General features: G+C 41.4%; 13 protein-coding genes and 1 tRNA gene. 6 read left to right on the forward strand and 8 right to left on the reverse strand.

The genetic code is table 11. The annotated features are described in order from the left end of the window. Positions 1-240 precede the first annotated feature (240 nt). Positions 241-984 carry an NADPH-dependent oxidoreductase gene (locus tag DXA54_RS09470; protein WP_004306625.1) on the forward strand — a complete coding sequence of 248 codons (744 nt, stop codon included), beginning with the start codon at positions 241-243 and terminating at the stop codon, positions 982-984. 118 nt (positions 985-1,102) lie between these two features. Here the strand turns inward: DXA54_RS09470 and dnaA are convergent, their stop codons facing one another. The 3 genes from dnaA to DXA54_RS09485 form a co-directional block, all read right to left on the reverse strand. Beyond that, positions 1,103-2,515 (reverse strand): chromosomal replication initiator protein DnaA, encoded by a 1,413-nt coding sequence (gene dnaA / locus DXA54_RS09475; RefSeq protein ID WP_004299347.1) that lies wholly within the window; start codon positions 2,513-2,515, stop codon positions 1,103-1,105. Between the two features lie 351 nt (positions 2,516-2,866). After that, positions 2,867-3,760: an MlaD family protein gene (locus DXA54_RS09480; protein ID WP_004299349.1), complete on the reverse strand. Its 894-nt coding sequence runs from the start codon at positions 3,758-3,760 to the stop codon at positions 2,867-2,869. A gap of 9 nt (positions 3,761-3,769) precedes the next feature. Beyond that, the gene (locus DXA54_RS09485) at positions 3,770-5,029 is read right to left on the reverse strand and encodes an N-acetylmuramoyl-L-alanine amidase (protein ID WP_008650144.1); all 1,260 of its coding nucleotides are present in this window, start codon (positions 5,027-5,029) and stop codon (positions 3,770-3,772) included. An 81-nt stretch (positions 5,030-5,110) separates the two neighbouring features. On the opposite strand from DXA54_RS09485, the gene DXA54_RS09490 reads away from it, so the two are divergent. Both DXA54_RS09490 and DXA54_RS09495 read left to right on the forward strand, forming a co-directional pair. After that, entirely contained in the window at positions 5,111-6,055 is a 945-nt protein-coding gene (locus DXA54_RS09490) for a bile acid:sodium symporter family protein (RefSeq protein ID WP_008650145.1), read from the forward strand. 23 nt (positions 6,056-6,078) lie between these two features. After that, a complete protein-coding gene (locus DXA54_RS09495; protein ID WP_004312343.1) occupies positions 6,079-6,549 on the forward strand; it encodes a GNAT family N-acetyltransferase in 471 nt (156 codons plus the stop codon). 222 nt (positions 6,550-6,771) lie between these two features. Here the strand turns inward: DXA54_RS09495 and DXA54_RS09505 are convergent, their stop codons facing one another. The 3 genes from DXA54_RS09505 to DXA54_RS09515 all read right to left on the reverse strand — a co-directional run bounded on the left by DXA54_RS09505 (position 6,772) and on the right by DXA54_RS09515 (position 9,999). Further along, positions 6,772-7,137: an MmcQ/YjbR family DNA-binding protein gene (locus tag DXA54_RS09505; protein WP_008650146.1), complete on the reverse strand. Its 366-nt coding sequence runs from the start codon at positions 7,135-7,137 to the stop codon at positions 6,772-6,774. Between the two features lie 143 nt (positions 7,138-7,280). Continuing rightward, positions 7,281-8,615: a TPM domain-containing protein gene (locus DXA54_RS09510; RefSeq protein ID WP_004312345.1), complete on the reverse strand. Its 1,335-nt coding sequence runs from the start codon at positions 8,613-8,615 to the stop codon at positions 7,281-7,283. A gap of 217 nt (positions 8,616-8,832) precedes the next feature. After that, entirely contained in the window at positions 8,833-9,999 is a 1,167-nt protein-coding gene (locus DXA54_RS09515) for an exo-beta-N-acetylmuramidase NamZ domain-containing protein (RefSeq protein ID WP_032852831.1), read from the reverse strand. 70 nt (positions 10,000-10,069) lie between these two features. Between DXA54_RS09515 and DXA54_RS09520 the strand changes: the two genes are divergently transcribed. After that, positions 10,070-10,606, forward strand: a complete 537-nt coding sequence (locus tag DXA54_RS09520; protein WP_004312347.1) for an HDIG domain-containing metalloprotein — start codon at positions 10,070-10,072, stop codon at positions 10,604-10,606. 89 nt (positions 10,607-10,695) lie between these two features. Beyond that, positions 10,696-13,410: a putative LPS assembly protein LptD gene (locus DXA54_RS09525; RefSeq protein ID WP_008650153.1), complete on the forward strand. Its 2,715-nt coding sequence runs from the start codon at positions 10,696-10,698 to the stop codon at positions 13,408-13,410. 183 nt (positions 13,411-13,593) lie between these two features. Here the strand turns inward: DXA54_RS09525 and DXA54_RS09530 are convergent, their stop codons facing one another. Next, positions 13,594-14,256, reverse strand: coding sequence for a uracil-DNA glycosylase (locus DXA54_RS09530; protein WP_004312349.1), 663 nt, complete (start codon positions 14,254-14,256; stop codon positions 13,594-13,596). A gap of 6 nt (positions 14,257-14,262) precedes the next feature. Beyond that, positions 14,263-15,300 carry an aspartate--ammonia ligase gene (asnA, locus tag DXA54_RS09535; RefSeq protein WP_004306648.1) on the reverse strand — a complete coding sequence of 346 codons (1,038 nt, stop codon included), beginning with the start codon at positions 15,298-15,300 and terminating at the stop codon, positions 14,263-14,265. 221 nt (positions 15,301-15,521) lie between these two features. Between asnA and DXA54_RS09540 the strand changes: the two genes are divergently transcribed. Continuing rightward, positions 15,522-15,594, forward strand: a tRNA-Arg gene (locus DXA54_RS09540). The last annotated feature ends 250 nt before the right edge of the window (positions 15,595-15,844 follow it).

Raw genomic sequence — 15,844 nt, forward strand, 5'->3', positions numbered from 1 at the left:
AAGTTTACTTATCGTTAACAAATGTAGGCGCAAAGCTAAGAATGTTTTTTCATCTATCAAAATAAAAATGAATTAATTTATTAACAGGTTGCAAGTTTTCCATTTGTTTATGCTAAGTCTTTGATAAACAGTTGGAATTGAAATTTGTTCAAAGGTTAAAGTTCTCCAAAAAGAAAACTATTCTATTTCGCTAGTGTGGTGGAATATTTTTTTCTTTTTATATCTTTGCAAAAAAAAGATATGTTTGAAACCGTAAAGAACAGAAGAACTATCCGGAAATATCTGCCTAAAGATATAAATCCGAGTTTGTTAAATGATTTGCTTGAAACCTCTTTCCGTGCTTCTACGATGGGTGGGATGCAACTTTATAGTGTGATTGTGACTCGCGATGCGGAAATGAAGGAGAAACTTTCGCCTGCTCACTTCAATCAGCCGATGGTAAAAAATGCTCCGGTCGTATTGACTTTTTGTGCTGATTTCCGTCGTTTCAGCAAATGGTGTGAACAGCGGAAAGCAGTGCCGGGCTACGATAATTTAATGTCTTTTATGAATGCGTCTATGGATACTTTGCTTGTTGCACAGACTTTTTGTACACTGGCGGAAGAAGCAGGACTCGGCATTTGTTATTTGGGAACTACCACTTATAATCCTCAAATGATTATTGATACCCTCCAACTCCCCGAACTGGTATTCCCTCTCACCACAATAACGGTAGGCTATCCGGATGGTATTCCCGCACAAGTAGATCGTTTGTCTTTGGAAGCTGCCGTGCACGATGAAAAATATCACGACTATACACCGGAAGAAATAGATAAACTTTATGCCTACAAAGAATCATTGCCGGAAAACAAGCAGTTTATCGAAGAAAATAAAAAAGAAACATTGGCTCAAGTCTTTACGGACGTGCGTTACACAAAGAAAGATAACGAATTTATGTCCGAAAATCTATTGAAAGTACTTCGCCAGCAAGGATTCTTGAAATAAGTATTAAGTATTTTTCAAGTATTAAGTATTAAGTATTAAGTATAAAGTATTATCCATGCGGACAGGCTTTATTATACGGTTTCGCACCAGGGTAATACTTTATACTTAATACTTAATTTCAGTTTCTCTTTTTCAGTAACGATTCTATTTCCTGTACTTCTGCACTAAAGCTTTTGTCTACCTCCAATTGTCCTTTTACGGTTTTGCAGGCGTGAAGTACCGTTGCATGGTCTTTGTTACCGATAAACTTACCTATCTTAGAAGTTGAAAAGTCTGTGTGGTTTTTAGCTAGATACATGGCAATCTGTCGTGCTTGAACGACTTCCCTTTTTCTGGATTTTGTATGTATGGCAGACGGTTCCAGATCAAAATGCTTGCATACCACTTTGAGGATATCATCGATGGTAACCGCTTTCGTTTCGTTATGAACCACGCCATGTACAATGTGTTGTGCCAGATCCAAATCTATTTCTTTGTTGAAAATAGTGGAACGAGCCATGATAGCAATGACGATACCTTCCAGATCGCGTACACTTTCATTCACATTTTCGGCAATATAATCGATCACTTCCGGCGGGAATTGTAACCCGTCGCGGTGTATCTTGTTGCGTAGAATGTTTTTGCGAAGTTCTACCGTCGGCTTTTCAAGCTCGGCTACCATACCCCATTTGAAACGGGTCAGGAGGCGTTCTTCAATACCTTGCAACAATACAGGAGCACGGTCTGAAGTTAATATAAGCTGTTTGCCGTTCTGGTGTAAATGATTGAAGATATGGAAGAAGTTGTTCTGCGTCTTGGTGACACCGGCAAACTCCTGAATATCATCAATGATTAATACATCGATCGTCTGATAAAAATTAATAAAGTCGTTGGTCGTGTTATTGCGTACAGAATCCGTATATTGTACCTGGAACAAATGTGCCGAAACGTACAATACTCTTTTCTCTGGATAAATTTCTTTGATTTTCGTGCCTATTGCGTTTGCCAGGTGCGTCTTTCCTACTCCGGATGCTCCATAAAGGAATAACGGATTGAAAGCAGTCCCTCCCGGTTTTTGTGCTACGGCTTCCGCCACACTTCTTGAAAGTTTATTGCTGTATCCTTCAATGAAGTTCTCAAAATTATAATTGGGATTCAAATGCGGGTCCAAATCCTGAACGGCAGGGGCCTGTAGGAAGCTGGGAGCTTTGTTTCCTCCGATTATGCTTTTGGGAGTAACAGCCGTAGAACGATTGCTTGCTTCGAGATTCACGGTTTGATTCGGAATCGAAGTCTTGTCCACCATGACATTGTACATCAACTTGGTTCCTTCGCCAATGACCTTATATAATGTCTTACGTATAAGATCTACGAATCTCTCTTCCAGTATTTCATAGAAAAACTGGCTCGGGATCTGTAAGATCAACGTTTTGTCCTCATATTTCAACGGAACAATAGGGGCAAACCAAGTATTATATGTCGTCTCGGGAACATTGTCTTTAATAACGTCGAGACAGCGGTTCCAAAGTACGACATGATTTGATTCAATCATAGTAACTTTTAATACATTTATTAATTAAGCAAAACTTCTACGTTTGCAAAATTGGGAATCTTATTCGGAAAAAACAAATCTATTTTTTCTTGTTTTTTTCATGCTAACAATAATGTGTTTACTTTCAATGACTTATGCGTTTGTTGTCGGACACACTCTGTTTACCCTCTCTTGCAGTTTTGTAAGTATCTGTATGTTAATGTCTTATATATATAATTTTAGCCTTTTTTCTCACTTTTGTACGTTTGTACGGGAATATTATTTCGGTTTGTAGATAGACATTTGAAGAGCAATCTACTTTCTTTTGAAAGCCCTTCGTTATTTAGATAAAATCTATATAACGATAATTTGCTACTTGTCTTTCTTGCCGAATAATGAGAAGTGAACGTACCGTTTCGGATGCTCTTTCAGGTCTTCTAATAAGCTGGCTGCATTTTCAGTTGTTGCATTCAGATTATTGTATAAAGTCGGGTCGTTGAAGAGCAGTCCGATAGTGTTATCTTTGCTGTTTAATTTTTCTGTAAGTATTTTTACGTTAGCCAGCGTTTCGTCTATTTTTTTGAAAGTGGCTGCATAGTCTACTTCTTTCAAATTTCCGCTGATGACAACAAAGTTGTCTCCGATGGTGTTCAGCTTGCTGGTGAGTTGAGGTATGTCATTACTCATCAGCCCTTTTACCTGCGAACTGACTACTGCCAGGTTGGCGGTTGTCTTCTCTATCGAGTGCAGGGTGGCAGGGATGCTCTTGTCTCCTAATATATTGTTCAGAGAGATGAGGATAGAATCCAGTTTCGGAAGCATTTCTTCTACCTTTGGGATCAGTTTCGCCGCGCTTTCCATCATTCCGTTGTTCAGTGTGCCGGGGATCGTATCTCCTACGGCATATTTTTCGCGCGGGTTGTTTGCCAGAAGAATATTCATGCGTACGCCTCCCATAAGTTCGGATACAAGCTCGGCGCTACTTCCTTTGGGAATCCGTAGTTCCGTGTCCAGTTCCACTTCGACAATTACATTTCCGGGTTTGGCATAATCATAATAGATGTCACGTACGATACCTACACGAACACCGTCGGCAAATACCGGGCTTGATTTGGTGAGTCCGTTTACGTTTTCAAATTTGGCATAGAAATAGCTGGAAGGTTGAAACATGTGTATACCTTTCAGCCAGTTAATTCCGTATATAAGCACACATAGTGCAACGATACCTGCAATACCTATTCTGACTTCTTTTGTAATGTACTTCATTTTATCTTTTTATTTATTTCTTCTTTTCTTGAATTCGGCAATTGCTTCATTGACGTTCATTTTCTCGCCGTTCCGGAAAGCGATGATAAAGGCGTCTTTGAATTGTGCCGTAATGGTGCGCTTCGTACGCAACACCTTGTTATAATCGGCGGAGGCTCCATACGTATATTTGTATATTCCTCCTTCCTTATAATAACCTACCTCTTTCAGTCCTTTCAGCCGTTTGTCGTTTTTGGCGAGAGGTTTGGAAGAAGTAAGTATCTGTATCTTAAACGTAATTTCACTGTCATTGGTTGCACTCTCTACTACAATTGGGCGTTTCGGTGCTGTTTTTGCTGTCGCGGCAGGTTTTGTTTTTGCTTCGGCCAATAGCTTTTCCTGTTGGGGAGCTGTGTTCACGCTTTCGGTATCCTTTTGGGTAATTGCCGGGGCATTGTCTTCTTCCTGTTCGGTTGGGACGATCGTTTTGCTGACTCCCGTTAGGCGCAGTTCATGTTCTCTCTTATAATTTAAGAAAGCACGGTAGATGCCTTTTGCCATGGTGCCGGCCCCTTCTTCAGAATTCAGATAGCGCTCCTCTTCGGGCGTAGAGATAAATCCTAGTTCTATCAGAATGCTCGGCATGGCACTCGCTTTTAAGACAAGGAATCCGGCTTGATGCACTCCACGGTCTGCCCTTCTACAAGTTTGGCGAAATTGTTTCTGCATCAGCGAAGCCAGGTGTACACTCTGCTCCATATATTTATCTTGCATGAATTCAAATATAATATATGACTCGGCAGAGTTCGGGTTGAAACCGGCATATCTTGTTTTGTAGTCACTTTCGTAGAGGATTACGGAGTTCTCTCGCTTGGCAACTTCCAGATTAGCGTCTGATTTGGCTAAACCCAGTGTCCAGGTTGAAGCACCTTTTGCGGTACGGTTGTTAGCCAATGCGTTGGTGTGAATGGAAATAAAGAGGTCAGCCTTCGCGTTGTTGGCAATTTCTGCGCGTCGGTCTAAAGGGATGAATACATCTTTGCTACGAGTGTAAATCACTTTGACGTCGTCGCAATTCCTTTTAATCAGATTTCCCACTTTCAGGGCAACGTTCAGATTGATATTTTTCTCTTTCGAGATTTTGCCGATGGCGCCCGGGTCATGTCCGCCATGTCCTGCGTCGATAACTACTACAAAATCCTTCCCCCATAAGTGGTTAGTACATGAGGGTAGAAAAAGTAGCCAGAGGCAAATGAATATGTATAATATGTACGGTCTATTCAGTTTCATATCTATAATACGGTGCAAATGTAGTAGAAATTTGTAGAAAACTCATTATTTGCCATTAAGTTTTGTGTTTTTTTCGGTTTAATGGTAGCTTTTTTCCTGAAATCTCCGTTACTTTGTGCTTCGAAGTTAAAATGTACGACGATGCTTAAGTTTTTGAAGAATTGGACGTTACCTATTGCTATGCTGGTAGGTGCTATAGGTTATCCGCTGTTTATCAGCCTTTCTTTTCTGACTCCTTATCTTATTTTTACGATGTTGCTATTGACCTTCTGTAAGGTATCTCCTCGTGATTTGAAGCCTAAACCTCTCCATTTGTGGTTGTTATTGATTCAGATTGGTGGAGCGTTGGCTGCTTATCTGTTGCTTTATCGCTTTGATAAAATTGTAGCAGAAGGAGTGATGGTTTGCATTATTTGTCCAACGGCTACGGCTGCTGCGGTGATTACTTCCAAGTTGGGAGGGAGTGCGGCCAGTCTGACTACTTATACATTGATAGCAAATATTGGAGCGGCTATTGCTGTGCCCATTCTTTTTCCTTTGGTGGAGGTCCATCCTGATGTCACTTTTTGGGAGGCGTTTCTTGTTATTTTAGGTAAGGTATTTCCGTTGTTGATTTGTCCTTTTTTGGCTGCCTGGTTGTTGAGTAAGTGTTTGCCAAAAGTGCATCAGAAGTTATTGGGCTATCATGAACTTGCTTTTTATTTGTGGGCTGTGTCTTTAGCTATCGTAACAGCGCAGACATTGTATTCCTTGCTCAATGACCCAGCGGATGGTTTTACGGAAATCATGATTGCTGTCGGAGCACTGATTGCCTGCTGTTTGCAGTTCTTTTTGGGGAAGACAATCGGCTCAATTTATAATGACCGTATCAGTGGCGGGCAGGCGTTGGGACAAAAGAATACGATTCTGGCTATTTGGATGGCACATACTTATTTGAATCCATTGTCTTCTGTGGCTCCCGGTTCGTATGTGTTGTGGCAGAATATAATCAATTCGTGGCAGTTGTGGAAAAAGAGAAAGAGATAAAATAGTGAATAATTAGGGATTATATGATTACTATAAGGATAGCTTTAAATACGGATATAGAGGAAATTCAGTCTCTATATCGAAACACAGTGTTAGTGATAAACAGGCGTGACTATTCACAGGCCGAGGTTGAAGATTGGGCATCGTGCGGAGATGATCCTTCTAAAATAGAGGGTATGATAAAAACTCACTATTTTATTGTTGCTGTTAATCGGCAATCTGAAATCGTCGGTTTTTCATCCATTACACCTCAGGGCTATTTGCATTCAATGTTTATTCATAAGGATTTTCAGGGCAAAGGTGTTGCTACACTATTGTTGAATGAGATAGAACGTTATGCCGTCGCAGCCGGGATTACGCGGATTACCTCTGAAGTGAGTATAACAGCCCGTCCATTTTTTGAAAAGCGAGGGTATATAGTAGAAGTAGAGCAAAAACGCAGGGCTAATCAGCTGTCTCTTACTAACTATTGGATGGCCAAAAGCCTTGTATGATGAAAATTTATAATGGTCGTGTCCCGGCATGTGGCGTGTTTTGTGGTGGGTGTCCTACCTATACACGGCAAAAAAAAACTTGTCTGGGAGCGCAATTGAATAGTGCACGCTGTGAAAAATGTAAAACATTCCCCAACACAAGACATCGGAGCTGAAAATGAAAACGATGGAAAGAATATTTGAAATAAAAGACCTGAAAGCACTGGAAGACTTTTTGCAATCTCAAACAGAAACCCGTTCTTTCTTTGTCAGACTTTTGACTACAATATCATAGGATTTGCTTACGAGTTCTTTGATCTTATCATCAGATACGTCTTGATTGAAATAAACGCTGATCCAATATTTCTTATTCATGTGCCAGCCTGGTTTTATACCGGCATATTCAGTTTGCAGTTCTCCAGATTCGTCAGGGTTACATTTGATGCAACAAAAATCGAAAATCTCAATGTTAACGAAACAAAACCATTTGTCCGCAACATAAAAGCATAGAACGTCACGGCTATATTGGTCGGGTACATTGGGAAAAGGCATCTTCTCGTGAACTCCTTTAAAAGACAGACAATATTCTCTAAATTCTTCTATATTCATTTCACTTTTTTATGTTCGGTTATCTATGCAAAAATAGTTAGAATAAGGGAGTGGACAACCATCTTTCTATGAAAATATTCAGGTGAGATGTGTTTTCATGTCCTTTATTTGGTTAGTCGACTTCTTCGGATGGATAGTTGATCTTAAAAACTACTTGACGCTCCACCGCCACCGCTATGTCCACCACCAAAACTGCCGCTACTACTTCTACTACTGCTTCTGCCACTACTACTGTGACTATTACTAGAACTGTCACTATTGGGGGGTGTCTTGCGGGGGATCTTCTGTGTTGTCTGCTTTTTATCTCCGCACATCAGGCAAAGATAGTCGGCAACCTCCAATCCGGCATCGGAATATGTGGGCTCTTTAATTGTTTTCCACGGGCTGATACGCTTGGAAGCAATGGTATGGCATTGATTACACATCCTATATTCGCTTATGGTGATAGATTTATACCGTAAAAGCCAGCCGCAGGAAGTACATTGATAAATACGGTGGATAGCAGAACCTAGTTTGTGTTCCATTTGTTCGGAAGCAGATAATAAAGGGGTTGCAAGCTCATTGGGTAAAAGTTGTAAAGCCACAGCTTTGCAAGAATCGCAGGTTTTACTCTGCAAAATAACACGTTGTTTTTGGTAGAACTTGTACCATAAGGATGCCGCAATAAGTGCAGGCCAGACCGGAAAAAACAATACAAGACATCCAAGTGGGCTGTAATGTGTCAGGACTTTGATTGCTGCTAATGCTGAACTGTCTTTGGGGCGAGCTTTGTTTACTTTCATGCGATAAGTGAGAACATTTACCAGTATCAAGAATATCCAAAGCATGAGCGGTTGATTTGCCAGAAAATTCCACAACGTATTGCTGGCACTTTTCCAGTAATTATCAGAAGTGCCTTGAGAAACGGGCTCATAGTCACTTCCATAAAGCACCAATGTTACAGCCCGGACTCCCTCTGTTATTCCTCTGTCAAAGTCGTTTTTTCTAAACCACGGAACCATTTCATTCTGTTGAATGCGAAAGCATAAAGCGTCGGGAAGTACTCCTTCCAAACCGTATCCGGTTGCGAAAGTGACTTTACGTTGATCGAGCACTAAAAGAATCAGTAATCCGTTGTCGTCCGCTTTCTTTCCGATGCCCCAGTGTTCAAAAAGCTTGTGGGCAAACTCTGCCGGAATATCTTCACCGATAGAAGGGAGTGCAACAACTGTCACTTCAATACTCAATGAATCTTCTAACTGTGACAACATATTATTTATTTCCCACACATAACTTTCATCCAATATCTGATTCGGATTGCTGACCCAATTGGAAGAGCTTTCATTACGCGGATTGGGGACATCTGTTACTTTATAAATATCTACTGTTTGTTCGTGCTCTAAAGCCAATGCAAAAGCATGACTACCAAAGGTATAACAGAAAACAAGAAGTAATATCCGGACTATTCCCCTGAAACTTTTTTGTGTTTTATCTTTCATTATTGTGTTATTAACTGATTGTTCTTAGAGTAGAAAATAACTATCATAACTCTCATTCTTTTTGCTAATATAGTTATTATCTGATGAATAAGAATGATAGATGTTTCTGAAATTTTGTATCTATCATACTTTCTTCATGAAATATGGGTATCTATCATACTTATTCTTTTAATTATAAGTGGTTTATAAAAATGAATGAGAGTATGATACTAGTTTTTTACTCATAGAGAAGATGTTTTTTTCTAATCTCTTTGTAATCCTGTAACTCCTTTTGCCAACTATTCCGGATAGCCTCTTCCGATTCTCCTTTGAGGATAGCCTTGCGTACGCTGTCAGTTCCCATCAGCAAATCAAACCATCGGGCACGGGAGAAGAAGGCTGCGCTTTCACCGGATAAGCGATAAAAGTTCAAGAAGTAGCGGAGTGTAAATCCGTTCACATCGGTTACATTCCGGAGGTCTTCCCCATAGCAGGTGATACCTTTGTGCATCGGGTTTTTGTCAAAACCGGGTAAGGAGCGGGGAGTAAAAGTGAAACTTCCGTATTTCTTATTAGGTGCGCCTAATACTTGGAAAGGAAAAGTTGTTCCCCGTCCCACGCTGACGCGGGTAGCTTCAAAAGGACAGAGTGAAGCATACAATCGGATAGACTGATCGTTCGGGAGGTTGGGCGACGGTTTGATGGGGAGTGAATAAGGCTCTCCATGTTTCCACCCGGTCATTGGAATTACCTTTAATGAACAAGGATTTTTCTTGTTGGCAATCCATCCTTCCCCGTTTATCATCTGTGCCAGTTCGCCGATAGTACATCCGTGAAGTACAGGAATGGGAAGCATGCCGACAAAGCTCCGGTAAGCAGATTTGAGTATCGGACCATCCACATAGTCGCACGGATTGGGGCGATCCAGTACAATCATTTCTTTCTTGTTCTCTGCACAAGCATCCATCACATAATACATCGTGCTTATATAGGTATAAAAGCGTGCCCCTACATCCTGAATGTCGAATAAGATCACGTCAACATCTTTTAGTTGGGTGGCAGACGGCTTTTTGTTATCACCATAAAGCGATACGATAGGAATACTGGTGCGGGAATCTTTTCCGTCTTTCACCGTTTCACCTGCATCCGCGTTACCGCGGAAACCATGTTCGGGGGCAAATGCTTTGACTACCCGGACGTCTCTCCTTAATAAGGTATCGAGAAGATGAACCCGCTTTGCTCCCACGACAGAAGTGTGGTTGACTACCATTCCGATGCGTTTTCCTTTCAGCAACGGCATATATTGATCCATTTGTTCTGCTCCCGTGACAATTTGACTGCTTACACGCATTGGTGACAACATAATGAATAGAAATATAAGAATGAAGGAAGCTCGAGTTTGCATATCGGTAATTTTTTTTGTAATATTGCACAAAAATATTAATTTCTCATCAAGAGAGCAAAAAATAAAGCACATGAATCCATACGAAATCATTGATAAATATTATCCGGAAAATACGCAGCAGAGACAAATCTTAGTAATTCATAGTCTGGCGGTGTCCGGAAAGGCAATGAAAATGCTGGATGCTCATCCCGAATTGCGTTTAAACCGGAGTTTTGTGAAAGAAGCTGCTCTGTTGCATGATATTGGAATTTTTCAGACCGATGCTCCCACCATTCAGTGCTTTGGCACTCATCCTTATATCGCCCACGGATATTTGGGAGCTGAAATCTTGCGGGCGGAAGGTTTCCCCCAACACGCATTGGTGTGCGAACGCCATACGGGAGCCGGACTCTCGTTGGAAGATATCATTGCCCAGCAGCTCCCCGTTCCTCATCGTGAGATGCTGCCCATTACCCTGGAAGAGCAATTGATTTGCTTTGCGGATAAATTCTTTTCTAAAACCCATCTGGATGAAGAGAAAACTGTGGAAAAAGCGCGGCAAAGTATTGCAAAATATGGTGAAGAAGGCCTAAGCCGCTTTGATAGATGGTGTTCTCTCTTTTTATAGCACTAAAAAATAATTAAATAACGAAGATTCTAACTCATATTTGGTGAAGATTGTGTACTTTTGCCACTTCAAGCGTAAACTATTAGTTAATGGCGCCATTGAAAGCAAAAATACTTATATCATTCATACTGCTGATTGTCTTACTGATGCTTCCCGATGAGGCTACGTCTCAGCGTCGAAGAAGAGGAATGATTGCCTCCAATACCGCACAAACGGATTCCCTTCAGGGAAATGATTCGTTGAAAGCAGATACGGTAACGGTACGCATTGATTCCATCGCACCGGTAAAGAAGAAACAACCACTCGATGCACCGGTTGTTTATGAATCCAACGACTCCACTGTCTTTACTTTGGGAGGAGCCGCTACACTTTATGGTAGCGGAAAAGTGAATTATCAGAACATCGAACTGGCTGCGGAAGTTATTTCGATGAATCTGGATAGTAGTACTGTGCATGCTTATGGTATCAAGGATACTACCGGAGTGGAAAAAGGTAAACCGGTATTTAAAGAAGGTGAAACCTCGTATGATACGGAAACAATCCGATATAACTTCAAAACCAAGAAAGCGGGAATTACTGATATCGTCACCCAGCAGGGAGAAGGATATGTGACCGGAAGCAAGGCGAAGAAAGGGGCCAATGATGAAATTTTCATGGAGCATGGGCGTTATACAACCTGCGATCATCACGATCATCCCCACTTCTATATGCAGCTGACGAGAGCTAAGGTGCGCCCTAAAAAGAATGTAGTGACAGGACCTGCCTATCTGGTTGTGGAAGATGTGCCTCTGCCGTTGGCTGTGCCGTTCTTCTTCTTCCCATTCTCCAGCAGTTACTCTTCCGGTTTCATTATGCCGACTTATATGGATGACTCCAGTCGTGGTTTCGGTTTGGCAGAAGGAGGATATTACTTTGCCATGAGTGATATCATGGACTTGAAAATAACGGGAGATATCTTCACGAAAGGTTCATGGAGATTGTCTGGATTGACAAACTATAATAAACGCTATAAATATTCCGGTACGCTGCAAGCGGACTATCAGGTCACCAAGACTGGAGATAAAGGGATGCCGGACTATACAGTTGCTAAGGACTTTAAGGTGGTATGGAACCATCGACAGGATGCTAAAGCCAGTCCGAACACTACATTCTCTGCCAGTGTGAACTTCTCGACCAGTAGTTATGAACGTTCTAATATCAACAACCTTTATAATTCGCAGTTGTTGACTCAAAATACCAAAACATCAAGTATTAGTTATTCTCGTAGTTTTCCCGATATCGGTCTGACCTTATCCGGAACTACCAATATCGCACAGACAATGCGTGACTCTTCTATTGCGGTCACTTTGCCTGACTTGAATATTACGTTGAGCCGTCTGTTTCCGTTCAAGCGCAAGAAAGCGGCAGGAGCCGAACGTTGGTACGAGAAGATTTCCATTGGTTATACGGGACGTCTGACAAACAGTATCCGTACTAAAGATGACCATTTGTTCAAAGCCGGACTAAGCTCATGGGAGAATGCGATGAACCATAACATTCCTATCAGTGCTACTTTTACGCTGTTCAAATATTTGCAGGTCAATCCTTCTGTGAATTATACAGAACGATGGTACACCCGTAAAATCAATCAGCATTATAACGAAGATACTCACAGGCTGGAATCATTGCCGGGCGATTCTCTTAACGGCTTTTATCGTGTATCCAATTACTCGGCTAGTTTGGCTCTAAGTACGAAATTGTATGGTATGTATAAACCGATCTTTGCGAAGAAGAAGGAGATACAGATTCGTCACGTATTCACACCGCAGGTGAGTTTGAGTGGTGCTCCGGGATTTGGCAAGTACTGGGAAGAATATACCGATTATAATGGTAATACACAATATTATTCTCCTTTTACCAATCAGCCTTATGGCGTGCCTTCTCGTGAGGGGTCGGGAACGGTTAGTTTCTCGATAGCTAATAACTTGGAGATGAAGTATTATGACGCAAAGAATGATACAGTCAAGAAAGTTAGCCTTATTGATGATTTGAGTGCCAATATGTCCTATAATATGGCGGCAAAGGAAAGACCGTGGAGTGACTTAAGTATGAACCTCCGTCTGAAACTGACCAAGAATTATACTTTCAATATGAATGCCCAATTCGCTACGTATGCTTATACATTCGATAAAAGCGGTAATGTAGTGACCAGTAACCGTACAGAATGGTCGTATGGTCGTTTTGGGCGTTTCCAAGGATATGGTTCTTCTTTCAACTATACCTTTAATAATGACACATGGAAGAAATGGTTCGGTCCGAAAGAGGAGGATGAAAAAGGAAAAGATAAGAAGTCGGAGGATAGTGACGATGAAGAATCTGACGGAACGGAAGGAGATGGTACTACACCTAAGAAAGTAGAGAAAGCACAGGCAGACCCGGATGGTTATCAGGTGTTTAAGATGCCTTGGTCGTTGAGCCTTAGCTATTCGTTTAATATCCGTGAAGATAGGTCTAAGCCTATTAACCGTTATTCCATGCGATATCCTTATACGTATACGCATAACATCAATGCAAACGGAAATATAAAGATTTCTAATAACTGGTCGCTCTCGTTCAACTCGGGCTATGATTTTCAGGCAAAAGAGATTACGCAGACTTCTTGTACAATCTCCCGTGACTTGCACTGTTTCAACCTGTCCGCCAGTCTTTCTCCTTTCGGACGCTGGAAATATTACAATGTTACCATCCGTGCGAATGCAAGCATCCTGCAAGACTTGAAGTATGAGCAGAGAAGCCAAACGCAAAGTAACATTCAGTGGTACTAGGATAAGTTGAGAGTGGAGAGTTGAGAGTGGAAATTCGGACGTGTAATTGTTTTGCTACAATATAGAAAAGAAAAATGGCTGCGCTATCATTCGACGAATAGTGCAGCCATTTTTTTTACTCTTTACTCTTTACTCTTTACTCTTTATTCTTAACTCTCAACTCTCCATTCTCAACTTCTCCAACTACCATGCGATTTCTGTTTTTCCATGGGTTTTCAGGTAGTCGTTTGTACGGCTGAAATGTTTGTTTCCGAAGAAGCCGTTGTAAGCAGAAAGAGGAGAGGGATGGGCGGAAGTGAGTACCAAGTGTTTGTTGCGGTCGATAAACGCTCCTTTCTTTTGAGCGTATGATCCCCACAGGATAAATACCAGGTTTTCTTTTTCTTCTGCCAGGGCACGGATTGCAGCATCAGTAAATGTTTCCCAGCCACGGTTCTGGTGTGAACCAGCTTGGTGAGCACGTACGGTCAGCGTAGCGTTGAGCAACAATACTCCCTGTTCTGCCCAGCGAGTCAGATTTCCCGTAGCAGGGGCATCTGTGCCGATGTCGGCTTTGATTTCTTTGAATATATTCACTAATGAAGGGGGAAAAGGCACTCCGTCGTTTACAGAGAAACAGAGACCATGCGCTTGTCCCGGTCCATGGTAAGGATCTTGTCCTATAATTACAACTTTCACTTTGTCGAAAGGACAAAGGTTGAAAGCATTGAAGATCAGTTTTCCCGGAGGGAAGATCTGATACTGGCTATATTCGCTTTTGACGAAATCGGTCAGTGTGCGAAAGTAGTCTTTTTCGAATTCGGGTTCTAAATGTGCTTTCCAGCTTTCTTCAATTTGTACATTCATAGTTTGTTATATAAGGTGTATTTCAAGTTCTTCACATTCCTTGCGCATATCTTCGGGCCAGATGCTGGCTTGTATTTCTCCGATGTGAGCTTTGCGAAGGTAGAACATACACAAGCGGGATTGTCCGATACCTCCTCCGATAGACAGGGGAAGGGTGTCATTCATCAATCGCTTGTGGAAATAAAGTTCCAGTCTTTTTTCTTCTTTTTCTTCTTTTAACTGACGTTGCAAGGCTTCTTTGTCTACACGGATTCCCATCGATGATAATTCGATGGAGCGTTGCAGTACATTGTCCCACAATAGGAGGTCGCCGTTTAGTCCGGGCAGGTCGTTCAGTCCTTTGGTAGTGTAGTCGTCATAGTCCGGTGCACGTCCGTCGTGCTTCTTGCCATCACCAAGTTGACAGCCTATTCCTATGATAAACACAGCTCCATATTTCTGACAGATGGCATGTTCGCGACATTTAGGTTCCAGGTTCGGATAAAGCTGGCGCAATTCCTCTGAATGAATGAAATGTAGCTTTTGTGGCAGGCAAGGTTTGATTTGCGGATACATTTCATATACCATATATTCTGTACGGATCATAGCCGCATAAATACGGTTGACGATTTCCTTTAGGAAGTTCACAGTCCGGTCTTCATTGGTGATAACACGTTCCCAGTCCCACTGGTCTACGTAGAGAGAATGCAGATTGCCCAGTTCTTCGTCTGACCGAATAGCATTCATATCCGTATAAATACCATATCCCGGTTCGATGTGATAGTCAGCTAAGGTCAACCTTTTCCATTTAGCCAATGAATGAACCACTTCGGCTTGCGCATCGCCCAGATCTTTGATTGGGAAAGAAACAGGTCGTTCTATTCCATTCAAATCATCATTGATACCCATTCCTTTCAATACGAAAAGAGGGGCAGTCACACGTCTAAGGCGTAGTTCGGATGACAAGTTTAATTGGAAGAACTCTTTTATTTGCTTGATTCCCAGCTCGGTCTGTTTGAGGTCGAGTAGCGGCTTATAGTTCTTAGGTTTTATCAAGTAACTCATAGGTTTGTTAAATGTTAATTGTCGGCAAAGATAGGAATAAAATTGATATATGTAATGGATATTCTCTAAAAGATTGTCAATTTGATAAAGTAAATGCTCTAAAGCATTTCAAAATAACAGTCTTCTAATATAGGGAAGTACCTTAAGAACTATAAAAAAAGGAGAATCATTAGGAAGATGAGAAGATTTTTTATACTTTTGTCCTCGCATTTAGAAAGAATGGCCCCGTAGCTTAGTGAATAGAGCGTCAGATTCCGGTTCTGAAGGTCGTGCGTTTGAATCGCACCGGGGTCACAGAAAAATCCCTTGATAATCAGTTGATTATTGAGGGATTTCTGTTTTCTTATACCTTGGATAACTAAAACTAAATGCAGGATTTAGCCCTTGTAATTGATTTTTGTTGGTCTATTGTTGTTCCCAAGAAACCAATGTTATATGTTGACTATCAAAGTGAAATCTTTCTTTTATCTCGTAAGAGGTTCTATTATTAGTCTTTCTTTGTGTAGGCTAAGCACCCAGCGCCTTATCATATTTCTATGGTAGG

The sequence above is a fragment of the Bacteroides sp. OF03-11BH genome (assembly GCF_003604005.1).
GTDB classification, from domain to species: Bacteria; Bacteroidota; Bacteroidia; order Bacteroidales; family Bacteroidaceae; genus Bacteroides; species Bacteroides ovatus.

What these genes read in the sequence shown, in the direction of transcription:
- DXA54_RS09470 (WP_004306625.1), top strand. Translation starts at nt 241, where the DNA reads ATGTTTGAAACCGTAAAGAACAGAAGAACTATCCGGAAATATCTGCCT.
- dnaA (WP_004299347.1), bottom strand. Translation starts at nt 2,515, where the DNA reads ATGATTGAATCAAATCATGTCGTACTTTGGAACCGCTGTCTCGACGTT.
- DXA54_RS09480 (WP_004299349.1), bottom strand. Translation starts at nt 3,760, where the DNA reads ATGAAGTACATTACAAAAGAAGTCAGAATAGGTATTGCAGGTATCGTT.
- DXA54_RS09485 (WP_008650144.1), bottom strand. Translation starts at nt 5,029, where the DNA reads ATGAAACTGAATAGACCGTACATATTATACATATTCATTTGCCTCTGG.
- DXA54_RS09490 (WP_008650145.1), top strand. Translation starts at nt 5,111, where the DNA reads ATGGTAGCTTTTTTCCTGAAATCTCCGTTACTTTGTGCTTCGAAGTTA.
- DXA54_RS09495 (WP_004312343.1), top strand. Translation starts at nt 6,079, where the DNA reads ATGATTACTATAAGGATAGCTTTAAATACGGATATAGAGGAAATTCAG.
- DXA54_RS09505 (WP_008650146.1), bottom strand. Translation starts at nt 7,137, where the DNA reads ATGAATATAGAAGAATTTAGAGAATATTGTCTGTCTTTTAAAGGAGTT.
- DXA54_RS09510 (WP_004312345.1), bottom strand. Translation starts at nt 8,615, where the DNA reads ATGAAAGATAAAACACAAAAAAGTTTCAGGGGAATAGTCCGGATATTA.
- DXA54_RS09515 (WP_032852831.1), bottom strand. Translation starts at nt 9,999, where the DNA reads ATGCAAACTCGAGCTTCCTTCATTCTTATATTTCTATTCATTATGTTG.
- DXA54_RS09520 (WP_004312347.1), top strand. Translation starts at nt 10,070, where the DNA reads ATGAATCCATACGAAATCATTGATAAATATTATCCGGAAAATACGCAG.
- DXA54_RS09525 (WP_008650153.1), top strand. Translation starts at nt 10,696, where the DNA reads ATGGCGCCATTGAAAGCAAAAATACTTATATCATTCATACTGCTGATT.
- DXA54_RS09530 (WP_004312349.1), bottom strand. Translation starts at nt 14,256, where the DNA reads ATGAATGTACAAATTGAAGAAAGCTGGAAAGCACATTTAGAACCCGAA.
- asnA (WP_004306648.1), bottom strand. Translation starts at nt 15,300, where the DNA reads ATGAGTTACTTGATAAAACCTAAGAACTATAAGCCGCTACTCGACCTC.